This is a genomic window from Enterocloster sp. 210928-DFI.2.20 (genome assembly GCF_020554465.1).
GTDB lineage: Bacteria > Bacillota > Clostridia > Lachnospirales > Lachnospiraceae > Enterocloster > Enterocloster bolteae.
This window is the reverse complement of record NZ_JAJCHK010000057.1, coordinates 1-19037: the sequence shown is the minus strand read 5'-3', so window position 1 is coordinate 19037 and position 19037 is coordinate 1. Positions and strand designations below refer to the sequence as shown.

The 19037-nt window shown below is 49.8% G+C and carries 21 protein-coding genes; 19 read left to right on the top strand and 2 right to left on the bottom strand.

Annotated features, from left to right (window positions below; genetic code table 11):
* Nucleotides 1-74: 74 nt before the first annotated feature.
* From LI015_RS27015 to LI015_RS26930, 18 genes are all read left to right on the top strand, one after another.
* Nucleotides 75-362 carry an AbrB/MazE/SpoVT family DNA-binding domain-containing protein gene (locus tag LI015_RS27015; protein ID WP_227126707.1) on the top strand — a complete coding sequence of 96 codons (288 nt, stop codon included), beginning with the start codon at nt 75-77 and terminating at the stop codon, nt 360-362.
* Nucleotides 363-365: 3 nt separating this feature from the next.
* Nucleotides 366-656 carry a hypothetical protein gene (locus LI015_RS27010; RefSeq protein WP_117626403.1) on the top strand — a complete coding sequence of 97 codons (291 nt, stop codon included), beginning with the start codon at nt 366-368 and terminating at the stop codon, nt 654-656.
* The gene (locus LI015_RS27005; protein WP_024725833.1) at nt 637-1227 is read left to right on the top strand and encodes a YodL domain-containing protein; all 591 of its coding nucleotides are present in this window, start codon (nt 637-639) and stop codon (nt 1225-1227) included. The genes LI015_RS27010 and LI015_RS27005 overlap by 20 nt, the downstream gene beginning before the upstream one ends.
* Nucleotides 1228-1271: 44 nt before the next feature.
* Nucleotides 1272-1556 (top strand): hypothetical protein, encoded by a 285-nt coding sequence (locus LI015_RS27000; protein WP_227126706.1) that lies wholly within the window; start codon nt 1272-1274, stop codon nt 1554-1556.
* Nucleotides 1557-1574: 18 nt separating this feature from the next.
* Nucleotides 1575-1802, top strand: coding sequence for a DUF6133 family protein (locus LI015_RS26995; protein ID WP_227126705.1), 228 nt, complete (start codon nt 1575-1577; stop codon nt 1800-1802).
* Nucleotides 1803-1822: 20 nt separating this feature from the next.
* Nucleotides 1823-2206: a SpoVG family protein gene (locus LI015_RS26990; protein ID WP_227126704.1), complete on the top strand. Its 384-nt coding sequence runs from the start codon at nt 1823-1825 to the stop codon at nt 2204-2206.
* Nucleotides 2207-2216: 10 nt separating this feature from the next.
* Entirely contained in the window at nt 2217-2633 is a 417-nt protein-coding gene (locus LI015_RS26985) for a prepilin peptidase (RefSeq protein WP_118019409.1), read from the top strand.
* A gap of 36 nt (nt 2634-2669) precedes the next feature.
* On the top strand, nt 2670-5744 hold the full coding sequence (locus tag LI015_RS26980) for an InlB B-repeat-containing protein (protein WP_227126703.1): 3075 nt from the start codon (nt 2670-2672) through the stop codon (nt 5742-5744).
* A gap of 155 nt (nt 5745-5899) precedes the next feature.
* Entirely contained in the window at nt 5900-6739 is an 840-nt protein-coding gene (gene cpaB, locus LI015_RS26975) for a Flp pilus assembly protein CpaB (RefSeq protein ID WP_118019411.1), read from the top strand.
* Nucleotides 6732-7541: a nucleotide-binding protein gene (locus LI015_RS26970; RefSeq protein ID WP_227126702.1), complete on the top strand. Its 810-nt coding sequence runs from the start codon at nt 6732-6734 to the stop codon at nt 7539-7541. The genes cpaB and LI015_RS26970 overlap by 8 nt, the downstream gene beginning before the upstream one ends.
* On the top strand, nt 7535-9160 hold the full coding sequence (locus LI015_RS26965; RefSeq protein WP_227126701.1) for a type II/IV secretion system ATPase subunit: 1626 nt from the start codon (nt 7535-7537) through the stop codon (nt 9158-9160). The genes LI015_RS26970 and LI015_RS26965 overlap by 7 nt, the downstream gene beginning before the upstream one ends.
* Nucleotides 9157-10086, top strand: a complete 930-nt coding sequence (locus LI015_RS26960; protein ID WP_227126700.1) for a type II secretion system F family protein — start codon at nt 9157-9159, stop codon at nt 10084-10086. Before LI015_RS26965 ends, LI015_RS26960 begins: the two co-directional genes overlap by 4 nt.
* A 1-nt stretch (nt 10087) precedes the next feature.
* Entirely contained in the window at nt 10088-10960 is an 873-nt protein-coding gene (locus LI015_RS26955; protein ID WP_227126699.1) for a type II secretion system F family protein, read from the top strand.
* Nucleotides 10961-10976: 16 nt separating this feature from the next.
* Complete coding sequence (locus LI015_RS26950; RefSeq protein WP_207660658.1) at nt 10977-11369, top strand: DUF4320 family protein; 393 nt, start codon at nt 10977-10979, stop codon at nt 11367-11369.
* Nucleotides 11370-11416: 47 nt separating this feature from the next.
* Nucleotides 11417-11908, top strand: a complete 492-nt coding sequence (locus tag LI015_RS26945) for a hypothetical protein (protein WP_227126698.1) — start codon at nt 11417-11419, stop codon at nt 11906-11908.
* Between the two features lie 139 nt (nt 11909-12047).
* Nucleotides 12048-12647 (top strand): DUF6550 family protein, encoded by a 600-nt coding sequence (locus LI015_RS26940; RefSeq protein ID WP_227126697.1) that lies wholly within the window; start codon nt 12048-12050, stop codon nt 12645-12647.
* A gap of 56 nt (nt 12648-12703) precedes the next feature.
* Nucleotides 12704-14395 (top strand): hypothetical protein, encoded by a 1692-nt coding sequence (locus LI015_RS26935; RefSeq protein ID WP_227126696.1) that lies wholly within the window; start codon nt 12704-12706, stop codon nt 14393-14395.
* Between the two features lie 219 nt (nt 14396-14614).
* Nucleotides 14615-14950 carry a DUF3852 domain-containing protein gene (locus tag LI015_RS26930; protein WP_024725814.1) on the top strand — a complete coding sequence of 112 codons (336 nt, stop codon included), beginning with the start codon at nt 14615-14617 and terminating at the stop codon, nt 14948-14950.
* A 24-nt stretch (nt 14951-14974) separates the two neighbouring features.
* Here LI015_RS26930 and LI015_RS26925 read toward each other — a convergent pair whose 3' ends face one another.
* Nucleotides 14975-15292 carry a winged helix-turn-helix transcriptional regulator gene (locus tag LI015_RS26925; protein ID WP_227126695.1) on the bottom strand — a complete coding sequence of 106 codons (318 nt, stop codon included), beginning with the start codon at nt 15290-15292 and terminating at the stop codon, nt 14975-14977.
* Between the two features lie 124 nt (nt 15293-15416).
* Here LI015_RS26925 and LI015_RS26920 point away from each other — a divergent pair, with 124 nt between their 5' ends.
* A complete protein-coding gene (locus LI015_RS26920; protein WP_227126694.1) occupies nt 15417-16004 on the top strand; it encodes a flavodoxin family protein in 588 nt (195 codons plus the stop codon).
* A 520-nt stretch (nt 16005-16524) separates the two neighbouring features.
* Here the strand turns inward: LI015_RS26920 and LI015_RS26915 are convergent.
* Nucleotides 16525-19037: S-layer homology domain-containing protein (locus tag LI015_RS26915; RefSeq protein ID WP_227126693.1), on the bottom strand; the 2513-nt coding region annotated here is incomplete at its 5' end.

The following is a 19037-nucleotide window of genomic DNA, read 5'->3' as shown; positions in this document are numbered from 1 at the left end:
AAAGGAATCTGAAAGCCTTATATTTACTGGCTTAGAGATTCCGAGAGATTATATTATGGAAATGGAGGGATTAGATGGCAGGTCTGAAGAGGACGTACCGAATCGTGGACGGTAATGGGAGGATTTATCTTCCAAAGAGTGTACGTCAGGAAACAGGAATGCATCCAGGAGATATCATACGGCTGGAGGCAGATAAAAGTGGATGGATTGGACTGATGAAGGTGGAGCTGATTGAGGCAGGGGACCAGTCTCCGGAGGCCATAGAGGCATATGTCCGTGCTGCTGTCCGCCAGATGCCAGATAAAAGCCGTGTGAGTCTTTTGGCTGAATTAGCTGATCTTATGCAGAAAGATGAGGGATGACATATGGATGGGGTAATGTCCAAAGAACGGCTGCTATGCGCCTATATGGCAGATAGGGATGGGATTGTGAAGCTAAGGATGCCATTCGATGAGGAACAACTGGAGGCCCTCATGGACCAGGAGACACTGCCCGAACTGATTGTGTTCCTGGATTCCCATGTAACCCCCGTCCTGGTCGTGAGAGGAGGGAACATCCAGTTCTGCACAGAGGATGGTCTGGGAGAGAAGCTGGAACGTCTTCTTAGGAAACGGAGAAACGGAAAGGAGAGAGGAGATGGCAGGCATTGCGGTTAAGAATAACCTCATCCTGTATTATGGCAATATAGCCGGATATGTGGAAGATGAAAAAGCCGTCCTTGACCCGATGTTTAAGAACGAATACCTGACCAGGTTCCTGCAGGAGAAGAAGGGGCTGGAACCATGCTGGCAGGATGGAGTGTATGACCGTCTCGTACACGGGAGGGTGGACATGACCGGGGAGTTGAAGCCAATCAGGAACTGCAGGCTCCACCAACTGAGGCCGGAGGTGCCACCGGAAGAGCGGTTTCTTGATTTCGAGGACCAGGTATCACATCATGGGATGCCGGATTCCAGCCGGTATGAGGTGGTATATGACTGCCAGATTGAGACGGATGACCTGGAAACCATCTATACCAAGTTTGAGAGAGAGTTCCCGCAACGGTCCACGGGGCACCCCATTTCTATCTCGGATGTCATTGAACTATATGACAGGCAGGGAAGCGAGTTTTACTATGTAGACCATTACGGATTTCAGAAGATTGGGTTCATCCAGGGACAATCCCTGGATACCCAGGTAGCCGACCACATGAAAGGTGAGGACGCATGCCAGAGACAACCTATTTAGGAAGTGAAGGCACGTAGGACAGGAAGAAAGGAGGGAATGTGAATGTGAAGGAAAATGATTACGGAATAGAAGTCGTGATGCTAAGGACCAAGATGCCCTGCCATGTGGGATATAAGGATGCATGCTTTTTTGAAAGTCGTGAGATACGGGAGCAGTTTGACCAATCCGTCCTTTGTGCGTATGAACAGCAGATGGATCCGGATTATGAGATGGGCCGGGAACGGATAGAGGATGATATGGATACGGATTGGGAGGAAGGGGATGAACCAGAGATGGGGATGAGATGTAGAACGTCATGGTTCAACAGACCTATCATACTGGCCCTTTAAAGAAAGGAGCGAAGGTTTATGAAAGTAAAGGAAAGAGTGGAAAGGCTGGTATTCAGGACCGTGTTATCAGTGAAGCGGTTGATACATGAGGAAAAAGCAGAAAATTTTGTTGATACAGCCATCAAAATATTGATGGCTGTTGTGATTGGTGCCCTTCTGCTGGCAGGGCTGTATAAGTTATTCGCGGATACGGTACTGCCAACCCTGACCCAGAGGGTTACGGAAATGTTCAACTATTCAGGTTAAGGAAGGAGGCATGTTAAGAAATGAAAACACAACAAGCACAACCCAAAACACAACCAGAGGGACATGCAGGTAATAAGATGGATATTGATGTAAAGATTAATTCCATCAGTATGGAAGGGAACATTCTTGCCACAGCATCCATCAATTTGAACCAGTGTCTGGCTATACGGAATGTACATCTGATGAACGGTGAGAAAGGCATGTTCCTGTCCATGCCATCCTATCGTACCGGAAATGGGGAATTTAGGGATATCTGTTTTCCAATCACAGCAGAATTCCGGACACAGATGACGGAAGCTCTGACGTCTGCTTATAAGGAGGCTCTTACGATACAGCAGGGCAAGATGGCACAGATGGCAGAATCACCTGTCCCGCAGATGGCTCCAGCAGGACTGTCCATGTGAGAGGGAAAGGATGTACAGAAACCTTGAACTGACCTTGTGGATTGGTCTTATGCTGGGCGCTTCCTATACCGACCTTTGCCACCGGATGGTACCAGACTGGCTGAATCTTTGTATTGCAGCCTGTTCTCTGTTGAGGCACCAGGGCGGCTCTCCGGCAGGGATTCTGTGTGCTATCCCTTTTCTTTTTGCAGCAGTATGCTGGGGAGGAATCGGTGGAGGGGATATCAAGTTTATGGCAGCATGCGGTATGCACTTAGGTGTGTATGGCGGACTGGAGGCGGCGGTATTAGGGACGGTATCCCTGCTTGTGTATCATATGGGATATCTTTTTTGGTGTTCATGGAAGGTCATCCAGCCCCCTAAATCATACCCCATGGTCCCATTCCTAACAATGGGATGCCTGGCTGTGGTTTGTGCAGGAGGATAGGACGCAGTTGCTAGAATGAATGGGCGGAGGTCAGATATGAATAAAAAGACGTTATGCATCTTACTAAGCATGGCTATGTTATCCCATCAGGTGGCATATGCTTCAGACCGGTCCCTTTCCGGGGGTGCGGGACCATCAGGACAGAATGAAGTTGTAATAGCCATGCCGATCCAAGAGGAGGAAGGAGCACATACCAATGAAGAAGCAATGGATGCCAACGTGGAAGGAGACGGCGCTTCGTGTTCCGATGTAACGGTATTGGAAGCAACCGCATCAGAAGCAGCACCCTTGAAGGATACGAAAACAGGAGAAGGTGATTCAGAAGTAGGGGAACTAAAAGAAGTCCAGGGATTGTATGCAATCCCACGCAGTCTGCTTCGGGCTGCTTATGGAGCGGAGTATTATCAGGGTGATTGGGATCCGGATGCCAATCGAAATGCAATTCGCATCCCAAAGGTATATCCGGTGCAGTCTGCCAATTACCTTCCATCCCTTCCGGCCGCGGCAGTTACCAGCAGTCTATATAAGACGTATGGCCCAAATGGGTGTGCGGACGTGCAGATTCAGGTCGGTTCCGGCAGTAATGGTTCCCTGAACCGGAGAGAGGTGACGGTCAACTTAAAGACTGGGCAGCTCCTCATCCTGAGGCCAATGGGGGCAAGCAAACATTCCTATTTTCATATAAGTTATATCAACGATAATAAAGGCCGCAGATTCAGTGATTTTGCAAAACTGTATCATCCATCTGATTCGTACTATTCCAGATACGAATATGCCTGGCTCATGCGTGTTACCTGTGATATGGCGGGAAACTGGGATGCCCATGCGGACGGATGGAACACGGTGAACAATGAGGGGGACCGGGTCTATTACGGACCGGCGCACTGGACCATGCATCTCAATGTGGCACACGATTATGGTCCATGGACCACTGCATCCGAGCCGTCCTGTGCGGTGCAGGGAACCCAGAGACGGACATGCCGGGATTGTAGTTCGGTCCAGACCCAATCCACCAGTGTCCTGGGACATGCGTTCAGTGACGGTTATTACATGGGTGCCAATGATGGTACCTACTTTAAACGGTGTACCCGTCCGGGGTGTGATGCCAGGACAGATGTGAAATACAATCCGTATACGGTCGTATTTGATGCCAATGGAGGCACCGGAAACATGAACAGTCAGCCGTTCGTCTATCAGACGCCAGTCGCATTATTCGTTAACCAGTACACCAGGGATTACCATACATTCCAGGGATGGAACATCCAACCGGACGGTGGTGGTGCCGCTTATGAGGATGGCCAGTCCGTACTTAACTTGACGAAAATCTATGGTGATACGTTCACACTGTATGCTCAATGGCTCCCGAACACATACATCATAACATTTGCGGACGGGATGGATGGGAGGCAGAATGAACAGAAGGGGCTTCTATATACGGGCATGCTCGGGACGCTTCCGGAATTTATACGGAAGGGATATACCCTCCTGGGTTTTTATACGGAACCAGACGGAGGGACCCGGATTACGGAAGAAACTGACGTACCACATGAGGATACGACCTATCACGCTCATTGGTCCGCCAATGAGTACCGCATTATGTTCCATACCAAGAATGCCCATTGCGATATAGATGGGAAAGTAGTCACATATGATAAACCCATCGGAATCCTCCCGGTCCCTGACCTGGAGGATTATGCTTTTCTGGGATGGTATGCCCAGCCTTATAGGGAAGAGAATACAGAAGGAATTATGTATGGGGAGGCACTTCCAGAACCGGGGCAGAAGATTGTACCCGCATATGAGTATACGGTAGACCGGGATATGGATGCATACGCTTATTTCACCCTGGTATTCCGGGACCTGGGAGATGGAACGAATAAACGGCCAGGCAAGGATGGAGCCATCGGGACGGAGGATGATAACCTGTATCTGAATGGCACGGATGGAGTGGCAGGTACCCGTGATGACCGGAAAATATACGAAGGAAAGGATGGTCAGTACGGGACGGAAGATGATTTCTATCTGGATGATGAGGGGCGTAAACATTTCCCGGGCCCAGACCGAACCTTTGGCACTGAGGATGATTACCGGGATGATGGAAATGGGTGGAATACACGGCCCGGACCGGATTGCATCTTTGGAACCGAGGATGATATTACCGTCTCCAATGGATGGGATAGAATCCCTGGTACCGCAGATGACTGGATGGATAACGATGAAACCTATCCATCCACCAGCCGCAGGCCGGGGAATGACGGGATTTTTGGAACGAAAGATGATGAGATATGGTCCAATGGGCATGACGGCGCTCCCGGTACAGAAGACGATGTGCGGATTTATCCCGGATTGGATGGTATTTATGGGACCGGGGATGACTGGTATGACAACCAGGATTTTTACTCATCTACCAATGTCCGTCCGGGACCTGATGGTGAATTCTGGACGGAGGATGATGAGATATGGTTTAATGGTCCGGATAGTATTCCAGGGAATGAGGATGACCTGCTTTTGATACCTGGCCCCGATGGAATATATGGTACGGAAGACGACTGCTATGACAACCGTAAGGAGGAAGAAGGGACCAATATCCGTCCTGGTAAGGACGGAATCTTCGGAACAGATGATGATGAGCTCTGGCTCAATGGACCGGATAACATTCCTGGAACGGATGATGATGAGAAGTATGTACCATGCCGTCCGGGAGGAGGAACAGGCGGCAGCCATGCAACGGGAAAGAGGGCATATAGGCCATACCATCTGTTGCAGGATGTAGCTATACTGACTATTTTGGAAGCACCAATAACGGAAATCCCAGCTGAAATATCTGGCTTACCTGTGTTATTGGGGCAGGAGACAGAAGGTGATGTAAGGCAAACCCAGGTTCAGCCGGAGTGTGATATGCCAGCTGTATCCATCCCTGATGTGACGGACTGGGAAGCGGAATCCGTGAAAACAGAGAAAGCCAGTGCGAGTGAGGTAGAAAAGGAGCAGGCAGACGAAGCAGCAGCGCAAGGTAAGGCCGTTCTGACAGCCATCTTATTGCTTATTATTATCATATTGGTAATATTTCTTATCCGCAGGCTATCATCCCATGCACAGAAACAAAAATGATCAGAAAGAGAGTGAAGATATGAAATTGAAGATATGTAAAAAGACCCGATTTACATTTTCAATACCAGTTCTGGTTTTGAAAAGCGTCAGAAGAGGGAACAGAAGGAAGCATCATGTAAGACGATTATCCCGGATGGGGGAATAAGGAGGGCTCAATGAAATTGCTTAAGAACAGGACGGTCCTTGGTATCCTCTGTATTGTATTATCGCTGGCCATCTGCTTTCTGGTCACCCCTTTATTTAATCAGGCCATCTCGCAAAAGACAGAAATCGTGCGGGTTCAGAAAGCCATCAAGGCTGGGGATGAAATCACAAAGGATAAGGTTCAGATGGTGGAGGTGGGTGGCTATAACCTTCCCGGGGATGTAATGAAGGAGTTAGGGGGTGTTGTAGGCGCCTATGCCACAGCCGATCTTCTGCCAGGCGATTATGTTCTTCATTCCAAGATTTCAGATCAGCCACCAGGCGCAGACACTTACCTGTATCAGCTGGATGGAAATAAACAAGCCATATCCGTGACCGTTAAATCCTTTGCTGCGGGGGTATCTGGCAAGCTACGGAGCGGTGATATTGTGTCCATCCTTGCACCGGATTACCGCAAGATGGGGGAAACCGTTATACCACAGGAGCTGCAGTATGTCCAGGTCATTGCGGTGACAGATAGTACTGGTGTGGACGCCAATACAGAAACTGGAAATAAGGAAAAGGAGAAATCCCTTCCGGCGACTTTGACATTACTGGCTACCCCCATTCAGTGTAAGGTCCTGGCAGAGCTTGAGACGGAAGGAAACTTGCATGTTGCCCTTGTGTTCCGGGGGAAGACTGAGACAGCCGGGCAATTTATTGCGGCACAGGAGCAGTTACTGGAACGTTTGTATCCTACGGAAGAAGCCGCAGATGAGAAGGCAGGGGAAACACAAGCACAGGACGGCAAAAATACAGAAGGGGAAGAGACAACAGAAACAGAAGGGACAAAGGAGGAACAGAATGCTTAATATCAAGAAACACAGCATTTTTTCCAGGGAAGAGAAGAGGGACTGTCAGGAATACCAGGATAAGGGAGGCGTGTTGGCAGTGTGGGGTAGTCCTGGAAGCGGGAAGACAACCGTGGCTGTAAAGCTGGCCAAATACTTGGCGGACCGGAAAAGGAATGTGTCTCTCCTGTTATGTGACATGACAGCTCCCATGCTGCCCTGCATCTGTCCGCCAGGGGAGCTGGAGTCCGAACATTCGCTGGGAAGTATTCTGGCCGCGACCCATGTGACGCAGAACCTGGTACGTCAGAACTGCGTGGTGCACAAACATCTGGACTATCTGATGATGCTGGGCATGCAGAAAGGGGAGAATGAATATACCTATCCGCCCCATAATGCCAGCCAGGCCGCGGAACTGATTGACTGCCTGCGGGAACTGACACCCTATGTTATCATTGACTGCAGCAGCTATATCGTCAATGATATCCTGTCCGCAATTGCACTTATGGAGGCAGATTCCGTGCTGCGCCTGGTGGGGTGTGACCTAAAATCTATCAGCTACCTGTCCAGCCAGCTCCCACTCCTTCAGGACCATGAGTGGGATGCGGATAAGCAGTACCGGGTAGCCAGCAACATCCGGCCAAATGAGGCGAGTGAACATGTGGAACAGGTGTTAGGAAATGTAACATTCCGGATTCCTCACTCTGCTGAAGTGGAGGAACAGGTGCTGGCCGGGAACCTGTTCAGGGAGCTGTCTTTAAAGGACAGCCGGGGATTCCGCAAGGAAATAGAACAGATTGCCAGGGAGGTGTTTGGATGTTAGGAGAGAAACGAGGGGAGTCACTGTTCTTTCAGGCGGAAAAGGCCGCAGAGCCAAAGACCGTGGTAATGGAGCCGCAGATGGCAGAAAGAGGAATACAGGCTGTGGAGTCCCGTCAACCGGACCACAACAGAATATCTGCCACCGGGACATTACATCATCCCCAAAAAGAGAATAAAAGGCCAGGGATGACGACTGACCGGAAGGATGATGGGATGGAAGCACAAGAGGAAGAATGGGAAGAGGACATCACTGCGGGATTTGTGCCTGGAAATGGGGGACCCAGGAATCAGGACCTGTTTTTTTCTGCCAGGGAAGGACGAGAATTCGCTCAGGTGTTGCAGGAGGTACAGGAATATGTGTCCAGCAAGTATGCCACTCTGCTGACAGGCCATGGTGACGCGGATGTGAAAGCCCAGATTAAGCGTTATATCACAAAATACATCCAGGATTACCGGATTGCTGTTCAGGGAATGACCATGGTTCAGCTGGTGGATACACTGTATACTGAGATGGCAGAGTTCTCATTCTTAACCAAATATATCTTTGGTACCGGCATTGAGGAAGTGGATGTAAACAGCTGGAATGATATTGAGGTACAGTACAGCGATGGAAGGAATGAGAAGCTGGAGGAACATTTTGACAGCCCGGAACACGCCATCAATGTCATCCGGCGCATGCTGCATGTAAGCGGGATGGTCCTCGACAATGCAAGCCCTGCCGTGTTGGGACATCTATCAAAAAACATCCGTATCGCTGTCCTTAAAACACCTCTTGTGGATGAGGATGTAGGAATCTGCGCCAGTATCCGTATTGTCAATCCGCAGAGTATGACCCAGGCGGATTTCGTGAAAGGGGGAACTGCAACCGGAGAAATGCTTGACTTTTTGGCAGAATGTATCCGTTATGGAATCTCCGTGTGTGTGGCAGGGGCCACCAGCTCCGGAAAGACCACATTGGCCGGCTGGGTCCTTACCACGGTCCCGGACAGCAAGCGAATATTCACAATTGAGAATGGTTCAAGGGAGCTGGACCTTGTACGAGTGAAGGAAGGGAAGGTCATGAACCGTGTTATTCACACACTGACCAGGGATTCCGAGAATGAGAAACAGACCGTAGACCAGGATGACCTTCTTGATATGGCCCTTCGATTTAATCCGGATATTGTATGTGTAGGTGAGATGCGCAGTTCAGAGGCTTACTCTGCACAGGAGGCAGCCAGGACCGGTCACACTGTGCTTACGACCATTCATTCCAACAGCTGCGAATCAACCTACCGGAGGATGGTGACGCTGTGCAAGCGCAAATATGATATCTCAGATGAGACTCTGATGTCCTTAGTAACGGAAGCATTCCCCATCATTGTGTTTTCTAAGCAGTTAGAGGACCGGAAACGTAAGGTCATGGAAATCATGGAATGCGAGATCCTTCCAGACGGCAACCGGAACTACAGAACCCTATACCATTACAACATAGAGGAAAACCGGCTGGAAGGCGACCGCTTCATCATCCATGGCGAGCATGAACGGGTACAGGGCATATCAGAAAGCCTGAAGAAGCGCTTTCTGGAAAATGGAATGCCGAAGGAGCAGCTTGTGCGATGGGAAGGAGAAGAGGCATGAAGATGGTAAACATACTGGCCTGCGCTGGAATGGTGACTGGCTTTTTCCTGATTTTGCGGCTGACACCCATGGAATTTACGGATGGGGTCTTCCGGCATTTCCTAAAGTCACCGGATAGCATCAAAGCAGAGATACAAAAAACACAGAAAAGAAAAAAGCCATCCATCCTGCAACGGGAGGTAGAACTATGTCAGGAGGTACTGGCCCTAACCGGGAAAGGAGACCGAATCTCCTTAATCTGTGCGGCAGCCCTCGGCCTGTTCATGACGGGAGGAATCCTGGCCGTTATGTTGGGAAATGTGTTCCTGATTCCTGTCCTGGCAACCGGCTTCCTGTTCCTTCCCTTCTGGTATATCCGGCTCATGGAACACCATTACAAGAAAGCCATCGCATCAGAGTTGGAGACAGCCCTAAGCATCATTACAACCGCCTATCTGCGCAGCGAGGATATTCTTACCGCAGTCAATGAGAATATCTACTACCTGAACCCGCCGGTCAGCAGTGCATTTCAAGATTTTCTGGTGAGGATGAAGGTCATTAATCCGGATATGGAGGCGGCTCTGAAGGAGTTGCGGAAGAAGATACGCAATGATGTGTTCGAAGAGTGGGTGGATGCAATCGGTGATTGCCAGTATGACCGTTCCCTGAAATCTACGCTTACGCCCATCGTGAATAAGCTGTCCGACATGCGTGTCGTGAATGGGGAGCTGGAAAACCTGATGTTTGAACCAAGGAAAGAATTTATCACCATGGTAATCCTCATCATCGGGAATATTCCGCTCATGTATGCCTTGAACCATGACTGGTACCAGACATTGATGCACACCCTGTTCGGACAGGCCATACTGGCCATCACGGCTGCTGTCATCTTTGTGTCTACGGCAGCCGTCATACGTCTTACTAAGCCGATTGAATATAGGAGGTAACATGATTTTATTACTGTTTGTATTTGGCCTGTCTCTTGTATTCGGCTTCTATTTCCTGGCTGCGGGAGTGTTAAGACTGCCCAGCATGGGAGCAGCCAGGGCGATTGAGGAACGTGGGAGCGGGAAACAGAAAGTTACCGGATTCCTGGAGGACGGGATGGACCATTTGTCGGTCCTTTTGGCAAGACATATCACTTTGGATGAGTACAGAAAGCGGAGGATGGGCAATATCCTGAAAGCCGCCGGGATGGGGATGACCCCGGAGGTTCATTCCGCCTTCTGTATAGTCAAGGCAGGTGTGACAGCAATCCCCATTCTGCCCTGTGTACTGTTCCTGCCTCTTGCGACACCAGTACCGGTTTTTGCAGCGGTGGCTGTTTATTTCAGAGAATCCAGAAGGCCGGAAGAAAGATTGAAGGAAAAACGGGATAGGGTGGAGCAGGAATTGCCCCGGTTCGTAGCAACCATTGAGCAGGATCTGAAGAACAGCAGGGATGTCCTGTCCATCCTGGAGAACTTTAAAAAGAATACCAGCGATACCCTCCGGGCAGAGCTTGATATCCTGACTGCAGACATGCGTTCCGGAAGTTATGAGGCAGCGCTGACCCGGTTTGAGGCCCGTATGAATTCTCCTATGCTTTCAGATGTGGTAAGAGGACTTATCGGTGTGTTAAGGGGAGATGACAGCGCAGCTTATTTTCAGCTGTTAAGCCATGATTTCAAGCAGATGGAACTGCAGCGGCTAAAGAAAGAGGCCCAGAAGATTCCACCGAAAATACGTATCTTCTCATTTCTTATGCTGTTGTGTTTTCTCATGACATATCTGGCCATCATTGGATACGAAATCCTCAAGTCACTGGGAAACATGTTTTAAGAAAGGGGGAGAGCTGGTGGATATCATCCGAAATGAGAAGGGGGAGGGATATATCGATGTGTGTGTCCTGGTTCTGTGCGTATTCCTGATGCTGGGACTGGTCGTAAATGTGCTTCCAGTATATGTAGCCAAGAATCAGCTTGACACGTTTGCGCAGGAACTGTGCAGGGAAGCAGAGATGGCGGGCCGGATTGGGCCGGAGACAAGCAGAAGAGAGGCCGTCCTTCGGGAAAAGACAGGACTCACGCCGGAGGTGGAATGGTCGGAGGAAGGACCGTTCCAGTTGAATGAGGAGGTGGAGGTGACCCTGACCATGCAGATGGATATTGGCCTGTTTGGCGGCTTTGGTACCTATCCTGTCACCCTCCATGCCAAAGCACAGGGAAAGGGGGAAGTATACTGGAAATAGCAGGATGGAGAAAGGCGATATCAGAGCAGGAAGGTAATGGCATCCCTTTGGCCGTTGCATCTGCCCTGGTGGTGCTGTTCCTCTTTTGCGGTATATCAGAATATGCCAGGCTGAACCTCATTGCAGCGGGAGTTAGGGATGCAGTACAGGAAGCCATCCTGTCCACGGTCAATGATAACTATGATGATGTATACCATGGTGTGCGTGAAGGGTACTCCGGCGGTTATTATCCGTCCGGGGGAGGCTGGGATGAAAGTCTGGACTATGGGGACGTATATGGATTCCTTGATAACCTTCTGGGAATGGAGGATTATGGAAGTTATCATGTGAAACTGGTGGACGGAGGCCGAAAGGAAGAGTACCGGATTTCGGACCTGGATGTAACTATACAGAATGTTCCTTTAACCTCGGACAGCAGCAAACGCTTCCTGGCAGACGCCACGTTTCTGATCCGGGTGCCGGTCCGTTTCGGCGGGAGCCGCCTGCCGGACATGCAGATCCGTATGAAAGTACAGGCAGCCTATACTCCCGTGTTTTGATGGGATAGTTAAAAAAATATCTAGCGATAAGTTTGTATAATAATCATATTATATTTCCTTAAAATGGAGAATAAATCTGGACTTTAGAACGTTATTATGGTAGGTTGAAATTAGAAGCAGGGAAGAGGAGGGGATGTATATGAAATTGGATGACAAGCAGAAGAAATGGATGATAATTGGGGGCGCTGTGATTGTGTGCATGATTTTGACGCTCCTGATTGTGGGCCGGTTTAAAAGTGAGCCGGCGACAGCTGTTCAGCAAACCACGCAGGCAGACCAGACTACTGTTGCTGAGCCTATAATAGAGAGTAGTGAGGCAGTCCGGGAAACGGTCAAGGTGGAGACGAAAGTAGAGACAACGGCAGCGCCTACGAAAGACCAAACCGATGAAACAGTCCAACAAATCCAGCCAGAGGTGACGAAACCTGCAAAGCCAAAGGATGAGGACAGACATGACCCGGCAAAGAAACCAAATGGAGAGACTGTGACACCAACCAATCCAGTGGTTGCAGAACCACAACCATTCCCGGAAACAGAACCGCCGGTGGTTACAGAGCCACAGCCGGTAGAACAACCAACAGAGCCGCCAATCGAAGCTCCGACCGAAGCAACGGAATCTGCGCTTCAGGAAGGGAAGATATATGTGCCTGGGTTTGGCTGGGTGAACGAGAGTGGAACTACTGTAAAAGATGGATATTCAGATGGTGATATAAATAAACAGGTAGGTGTAATGGATTAAAGATATTAATAAAAAGCCGTTGACCAACGGCTTTTTATAGTGGAAGGAGTTGAAGGGTGAAGTATTTTAAATATTTTATTGTACTGATATCCTGGATTTGCTTTACGATTAATGTCTATGCAATAGGTGATGGTAATATTGATTCAGGTGGCGGCGATATGACGCAGGGAACTAGCCAGAATAATAAGTGGTCAGCAGGAGATGAAGGAGTCAGGGTTACTATTATACGTATTTCTGACCAGGTAGTGGTTTCAAATTCAGTAGACTATACAAATAAGAGTCCATCGATACAGGCCCATTTTGGAGGAGTCAGTAAAATAGAGTACCGGGATGGTGCATCACTATCAGTTAGTGTGGGAAATTATTTGTGTACGAAACCAAATCAGAGAATGCCAAAAATAATAACCAGTGCCAGCGGACACAGTAGTATTGAAGAAATAAAACGATACTTCTGCTCTGAATATATGATACAGCTAATTTCTCAGGATACAGGCATTCCATTTGAAACCTTAACAAACGGTGAATATAAAATCTTATTAGAGCCAGTAGCGTATGTGACCTATAATGGAATCCGCATGGCTATGACAGCAACCGAGGCAGCATATTATTCAAGGATGGGAGCCAACATCCGGGATATGCTGCCTAATGTTTTATTTAAGAACGTACCGCTTTCTATGTTCTTGGAGACTCCTGACTTAGGTTATCCGGCATGGTCGGGACCAAGAGACCAATTAGTTACCGAGGACCAGATCATATCCTCTTTGGGATTAGGCATCATCCATTTTAAGGAACATGAGTCGGAACAAGGCGAAGTAGTCACCTATGATTATGTTTATCGTGTCAATACACAAGTCATTACTTCTGTTACAGTGAGAGGTAGCCAGTCCGATCCAGATTACCCTGCAAGTGTACGATTTAATATAAAAGGTAAGAACTATACTGTAAATCAAGTGTACTATCCAGAAGGAAGTGAGCAGCTGGCATGGATTCGGTGGACCACACCGGAAACACCTCAGGATATCACAATCCAGGTTAGTGGAGGTGGAGGAGGGTATCCAAGCAAGGGAACTATCCATGTTAAGGTAGTAGACCTGGACAAGAATCCTCCCCCGAATCCGGTTGCAGATGATAGGAATGATTCATATGTGAAGCCAGCCTCCCTCCCATCCAACAGTCATATGAAGGAAGCCAGATGGAGTATATGGAGGCCTTGGTGGCATGAATATTGGGTGTACCATGATGGAGGGGAAGATGAGGATGGATATTGGGAAGACGAGGGCTGGTGGGAATTTGACCAGGATTGGTATCAGGCCAGTCTGTCAGGAGGGATGGATATATTCCCGGATGAGAAAAATCCCACAGCAACTGGCGATATAATTAAAAGTGGGTATGGAATCAACCAGGAAGTTATGGCTGATGTAAGTACCACCCAATCCAGTGCTGTTACAGGGGCACAGAATGCTGTGACCTATTTCCCGGAATTTCATTACCAGACATATTGGAGATTATTGGAGAGGCTCAGCGGTGATTACCATGCCCGGTTTGAATTTAAGGAAAATGAGTATTCAACATTTAGCAGACGTACCCACTTTACACCGATATGGATGCCAGATGGAACATATACGGCGTATACCTGGCTTTTGGACTGCTGGACGCCCAAAGGCATGTTATCCCTTGACCTTTCAGACGATGTGGATATACAGGGGGATTTATGGTTGGATTGGCATATCGGACCAGTTAGTCCCTAGATGCAGGGCAACCAGTACCTGAACAGGTATATTAATTTCACCTGTTTTGTAACGGGGATAGTAGCTGCGAGTGTCATCTGGGCTATGAGTCGGTCCTGGACTACGAATTATTAGACATGATTATCTTGCGCAGTAAGAATGGGGGAAGGGTAAGAGGTAATGTTACTCATATTACTCACTGTGTATCGTGATTAGACAATTTTATAATGGAGGAAGCTTATGAAATGGAAGAAGCGTTTTGGGACAGTAGTCATGACCTCATGGCTGCTGTCTTTTCTGTTCTGCATGGTATCTTATGCGGATGGGAATGTATCCGGGGCGATAGAGGATACCTGGAAAACAGCAGTGATACAGATTCGGGCAGTCGTTGACCATGTCGTGTTCCCTGCAATCGACCTGGTATTAGCTGTATTCTTTTTTGGAAAACTGGGAACTGCGTACTTTGATTTCCGAAAACATGGCCAATTTGAATGGAGCGGGCCAGCGATACTGTTCGCATGTCTGGTATTTACTCTGACAGCGCCCACTTATATATGGCAAATTCTTGGAATGTAAAGAGTTTTACTGATTTCTTTCTCCTCATTCACACATTGCTTCCATAATAGGAAACAGGGAGTTCCCTTTGGGGGAAAGGCTATATTCCACCTTCGGGGGAATTTGCGGATACTCTGTTCGAATGATAAGTCCATCCGCTTCCATCTCTTTAAGCTGCGCACTTAGTGTTTTATAGGTAATGCCGCCAATCAGTCGCTGAAGCTCGTTAAAGCGGACTACGCCATACTCCACCAGCCAGTACAAGATTACCAGCCTCCATTTACCACCAATCATGGTAAGCGTATATCCAAATGGCGTATCTGTAATAGATTTTATGTTTCCCTCAAACTGTTTCATACTCATAAATTTAACACTTCCTCAAAGGATAGTATGCGTTAAAAAAGTGCGTACTATCTAAGCTGTTATTTATATCTTATAATAAATGATAATAGCAATAATGACAAGAAAAATCAGGGAGGAAAAAAGAGTGAGGAGAATTTTAATTGTATTAGGCGGCGGCAGGTGGGACGGTAATACGGCGCAATTGACCGATGCTTTTACTAAGGGCGCAGTGGAGGTTGGGCATCAGGTGGAAACAATCTCTCTAGCAGAAATAGAGGTAAAGGGCTGTTTGGGCTGCAACGCTTGCCGATACGAAAAACCCTGTATTCAAAAGGATGCATTTAACAGCCTTATTCCAAAGATCAAAGAAGCGGACTTGATTGTATTTGCTTCTCCGCTATATTTTTGGACAATTTCAGCCAAACTCAAGGCGTTTATAGAGCGTTTTTACTGCATTGGACAGGAAGATAAAAAACCGCCCTATGGCCGATATGAAAAGTTCCCTGTGAAGGACTCCGCTCTGCTTATGACATCTGCTGATAATTTCTTTTGGACATTTGAGCAGGCAGTATCCTACTATCAATTTGCAATCGTGAATTATATTGGATTTACTGATAAGGGGATGCTTTTGGCTGGTGGCTGCGGAGATACTAATGGAAAGCCGAATATCAAAAACACAGATCATCTGGAAGCGGCATACCGATTTGGAAAGTCTGTCTATCAAAATGAATGATTACTTGCTTGACCGTCATTAAGGTGGCGGTTATTTTCTTTGTAGGGGCAACAATTCTTATACAAGGAATGACTGGCAGATTTTAGGGATGGAAAAGGAGGACACACATGTGATGCTGGGGAATCACAGCGATGCAATCGAAGTTGTACCAGGTGTCATGAGTTTAAAAATAAAAAACACTGAATAATGCTTATGATGAAAAGGGGTAATATAAGAATATTTTTGGTGAATTCTCTCTTACTTTTTCAGATACTATAAAAAATAGTAAAGTATTGCGTCCTTTTAAACGTGTATTTTGAAAGGAAAAAAGGCCGTAAACTCGTATGGTTACTGGGTTCTATGGCCTTGTGCTTTGCGCTGTTGACATTGTTGTTTTAGGCAGAATCCCGCCCAAATCCCGCCCAAATCTCACGGACAGATATAAAGAGCAATAAGGGAATATGGGGGCAAATCTATTCCCAAACAAAATAGGGGCGCGAATGATTCAATGTCATTCGCGTCCCTGTTCTGCTTTTCTTGGCTATTCCTTGTCTTTCCGCGCCCCGTCCCGCCCTATCTCGTAGCCGTCGATTTTGGTATCGGCGGCCATGCTGCCGTCCGGGTAGAAGTAATACCACTTGCCTCCTATTTGTTTCCAGCCGCCGTATTCCATGAGGCCCGCAGCGTCAAAGCAGTACCACTTGCTTTCAATCTGTTTCCAGCCGGTGACGGGCTTTCCGTCCAGATAGTAGAGCCAGCGCCCGGCGTCGTTCTGGCCCCAGCCGCCCGCCGTGTCGCGGTCGATCACGACCTCCACGAACCGGCGCAGCACCACGGCGGCCTCGGCGCGGGTGGCGGCGTCCTTGGGGCCGAAACGGTTATTGCCCTTGCCGCTCATAATACCGGCCTGCTGGATTGCCCGCACCGCGTCCTTCATGTTGCCGGTGATCTGGTTCTCATCCGTAAAGGTCACGGCCTCCCTCGCCACGGGCAAGGTGTATCCCAGCTTGTCGGCGTACTGCCGCATGATAAGCGCCATCTGCTCGCGGGTGATTGCGGCGTCCGGGCTAAAGGAGCCTTCCCCGGTGCCGCTGACAATCCCCTTAGAGGCCGCCCACTCCACAAAGGGGGCGTAGTAGGCGGTTGCGGGAACGTCGGTGAACCGGCTGGAAGAAGGATAGCCTGCCGGGTCAATACCGGCCAGCCGCCCCAAAGCCGTTACGAACATGCCCCGCGTGATCGTGCTGTCCGGGGAAAACGTGGTTTCCGACGTGCCGGAGAACAGCCCCCGGCTTACCACAAAATCAATATCCGCTTTGGCCCAGTGGTTCACGGTGTCGGTGAACGCCGGGGCGGTCTTATAGCCTACGCCGTACACGCTGAAATGCCCCAGGTCGCCGATCACGTTTCCGCTGTTCTTGTCGTAGCTGGATTGATACAGCCATTCCGCGTCCTTGCCGTCCGCGCTGTACACGAGGTACAGGCTGCCGGTCTGCTCGGTGGCGGCGGGCTGGTAGGCGAGGCCCACGGTGACGCGGCCCGCGCCGAAGCTGGTAACGGTGGCCGCCTTGCCGTCCGCGCCGGTATAGCCCACGCTCAAACGGTAGGCCGGGCGGGAGCCGACGGCGGACAGCGCGTCCCCGGCAAGGCCGGTTTCCCGGACGGCGGTCAGGGTAATGTCGCCGGTGGCCTGTTTCTGAAGCTCTATCAGCGCCGCGAGGTCAAAGGTCATGTCCACAATGCCGGTGTTCAGGGTGACATACTTCACCTTGGCGTCGATCAGCCGGTCAAGGGTGGCCCGCTGAATGACGATGGAAAAGCCGTCGTAGGTCAGGGACGTTTTCGCGTCGTACTGCACGGCAATCCCGTTTGTCTTGGCCTTGGCGTCCCTTCCGGCCTCGGCTAGCGCCGACGCCGTTCGCCCGTCGTCCGCCGCGCCGGTGGCCGTGCCGTTCCCCACGGTGACGGGCAGCTCGATTACGGCCAGCACAGGGTTATCCGGTTTCGGCGGTTCCAGGGTGGTGATGATGTAATGGCGGCTGGTGCCGCTGCTGCCTCCGGTTGTTGCCGCTGCCGCCCGCGTGATGGTAATGGTGTAGCTTTTTGGAGTGCCGTCCTCGGCGGTAACGGTGACGGTAAACGGGTTGTCCCCGACGTTCAAAGTCTTTACGCCGGCCCCCGCAACGTTGGCCTTGGTGTCATTGGCCGTGGCGGTGATGGTGACGTTTGAAACGCTATTGTCCACATTTGCGGTATAGCTCGTTGTCGCCTGGTCAAAGGCCGGGGCCAGCGTCCCGCTGGACAGGAACAGGCTTTTCAGCGTCGCGTCCGTACTTGCTGCCGCTCCCTCCCGTGTGATGGTGACGGTGTAGCTCGCGGTGCTGCCGTTCTCGGCGGTGACGGTTACAGTAAAGGTGTTCACACCCTCGACCAGTGTTTTTGTGCCGTTCCCCGCAACGTTGGCCTTGGTATCGTTGGCCGTGGCGGTGATGGTGACGTTTGTAACGCTATTGCCCACATTTGCGGTGTAGCTGGTTGTCGCCGGGTCAAAGGCCGGGGTTAGCGTCCCGCTGGACAGGGACAGGCTTTTTAATGTCGCGTCCGTGCCGACGAAAGCGGCTTTCACGGTTGCGTCGCCGGTCAGGGTAAAGCTGGTCGTTTGGCTGTTGGGAGCGCCCGCAGGCAGGCCCGTCCACGCTTGGAACGCATAGCCGCTGTCCGGCTTGGCGGTCAGTTCTACCGTATTACTGCTTTTATTATAGCCCGTCAGCCATACCTTGCCGTTTACCGCCGGGGTCATGGTCAGGGTGTAACCGTCCCTTGTTGTAAAGGACGTATAGGGGTTATTGTCGCAACGCAGATAGGTCAGCTCCGTCAGGTTCCTCACGTCCAGCGTTCCCGACAGCTGGTTATTGGAGCAGTCTAGATTTTGTAGGTTCGTCAGGTTCCCCACGTCCAGCGTTCCCGACAGCTGGTTAGTGGAGCAGTACAGACTGGTCAGGTTCGTCAGGTTCCCCACGTCCAGCGTTCCCGACAGCTGGTTAGTGGAGCAGT

Bases quoted from the DNA above. Each gene is read 5' to 3' on its own strand.
- LI015_RS26925 (WP_227126695.1), bottom strand. From the start codon at position 15,292: ATGAGTATGAAACAGTTTGAGGGAAACATAAAATCTATTACAGATACG.
- LI015_RS26990 (WP_227126704.1), top strand. From the start codon at position 1,823: ATGAAAACACAACAAGCACAACCCAAAACACAACCAGAGGGACATGCA.
- LI015_RS26995 (WP_227126705.1), top strand. From the start codon at position 1,575: ATGAAAGTAAAGGAAAGAGTGGAAAGGCTGGTATTCAGGACCGTGTTA.
- LI015_RS26940 (WP_227126697.1), top strand. From the start codon at position 12,048: ATGAAATTGGATGACAAGCAGAAGAAATGGATGATAATTGGGGGCGCT.
- LI015_RS26985 (WP_118019409.1), top strand. From the start codon at position 2,217: ATGTACAGAAACCTTGAACTGACCTTGTGGATTGGTCTTATGCTGGGC.
- LI015_RS27005 (WP_024725833.1), top strand. From the start codon at position 637: ATGGCAGGCATTGCGGTTAAGAATAACCTCATCCTGTATTATGGCAAT.
- LI015_RS27015 (WP_227126707.1), top strand. From the start codon at position 75: ATGGCAGGTCTGAAGAGGACGTACCGAATCGTGGACGGTAATGGGAGG.
- LI015_RS26960 (WP_227126700.1), top strand. From the start codon at position 9,157: ATGAAGATGGTAAACATACTGGCCTGCGCTGGAATGGTGACTGGCTTT.
- LI015_RS26930 (WP_024725814.1), top strand. From the start codon at position 14,615: ATGAAATGGAAGAAGCGTTTTGGGACAGTAGTCATGACCTCATGGCTG.
- LI015_RS27010 (WP_117626403.1), top strand. From the start codon at position 366: ATGGATGGGGTAATGTCCAAAGAACGGCTGCTATGCGCCTATATGGCA.
- LI015_RS26955 (WP_227126699.1), top strand. From the start codon at position 10,088: ATGATTTTATTACTGTTTGTATTTGGCCTGTCTCTTGTATTCGGCTTC.
- LI015_RS26970 (WP_227126702.1), top strand. From the start codon at position 6,732: ATGCTTAATATCAAGAAACACAGCATTTTTTCCAGGGAAGAGAAGAGG.
- cpaB (WP_118019411.1), top strand. From the start codon at position 5,900: ATGAAATTGCTTAAGAACAGGACGGTCCTTGGTATCCTCTGTATTGTA.
- LI015_RS26980 (WP_227126703.1), top strand. From the start codon at position 2,670: ATGAATAAAAAGACGTTATGCATCTTACTAAGCATGGCTATGTTATCC.
- LI015_RS26965 (WP_227126701.1), top strand. From the start codon at position 7,535: ATGTTAGGAGAGAAACGAGGGGAGTCACTGTTCTTTCAGGCGGAAAAG.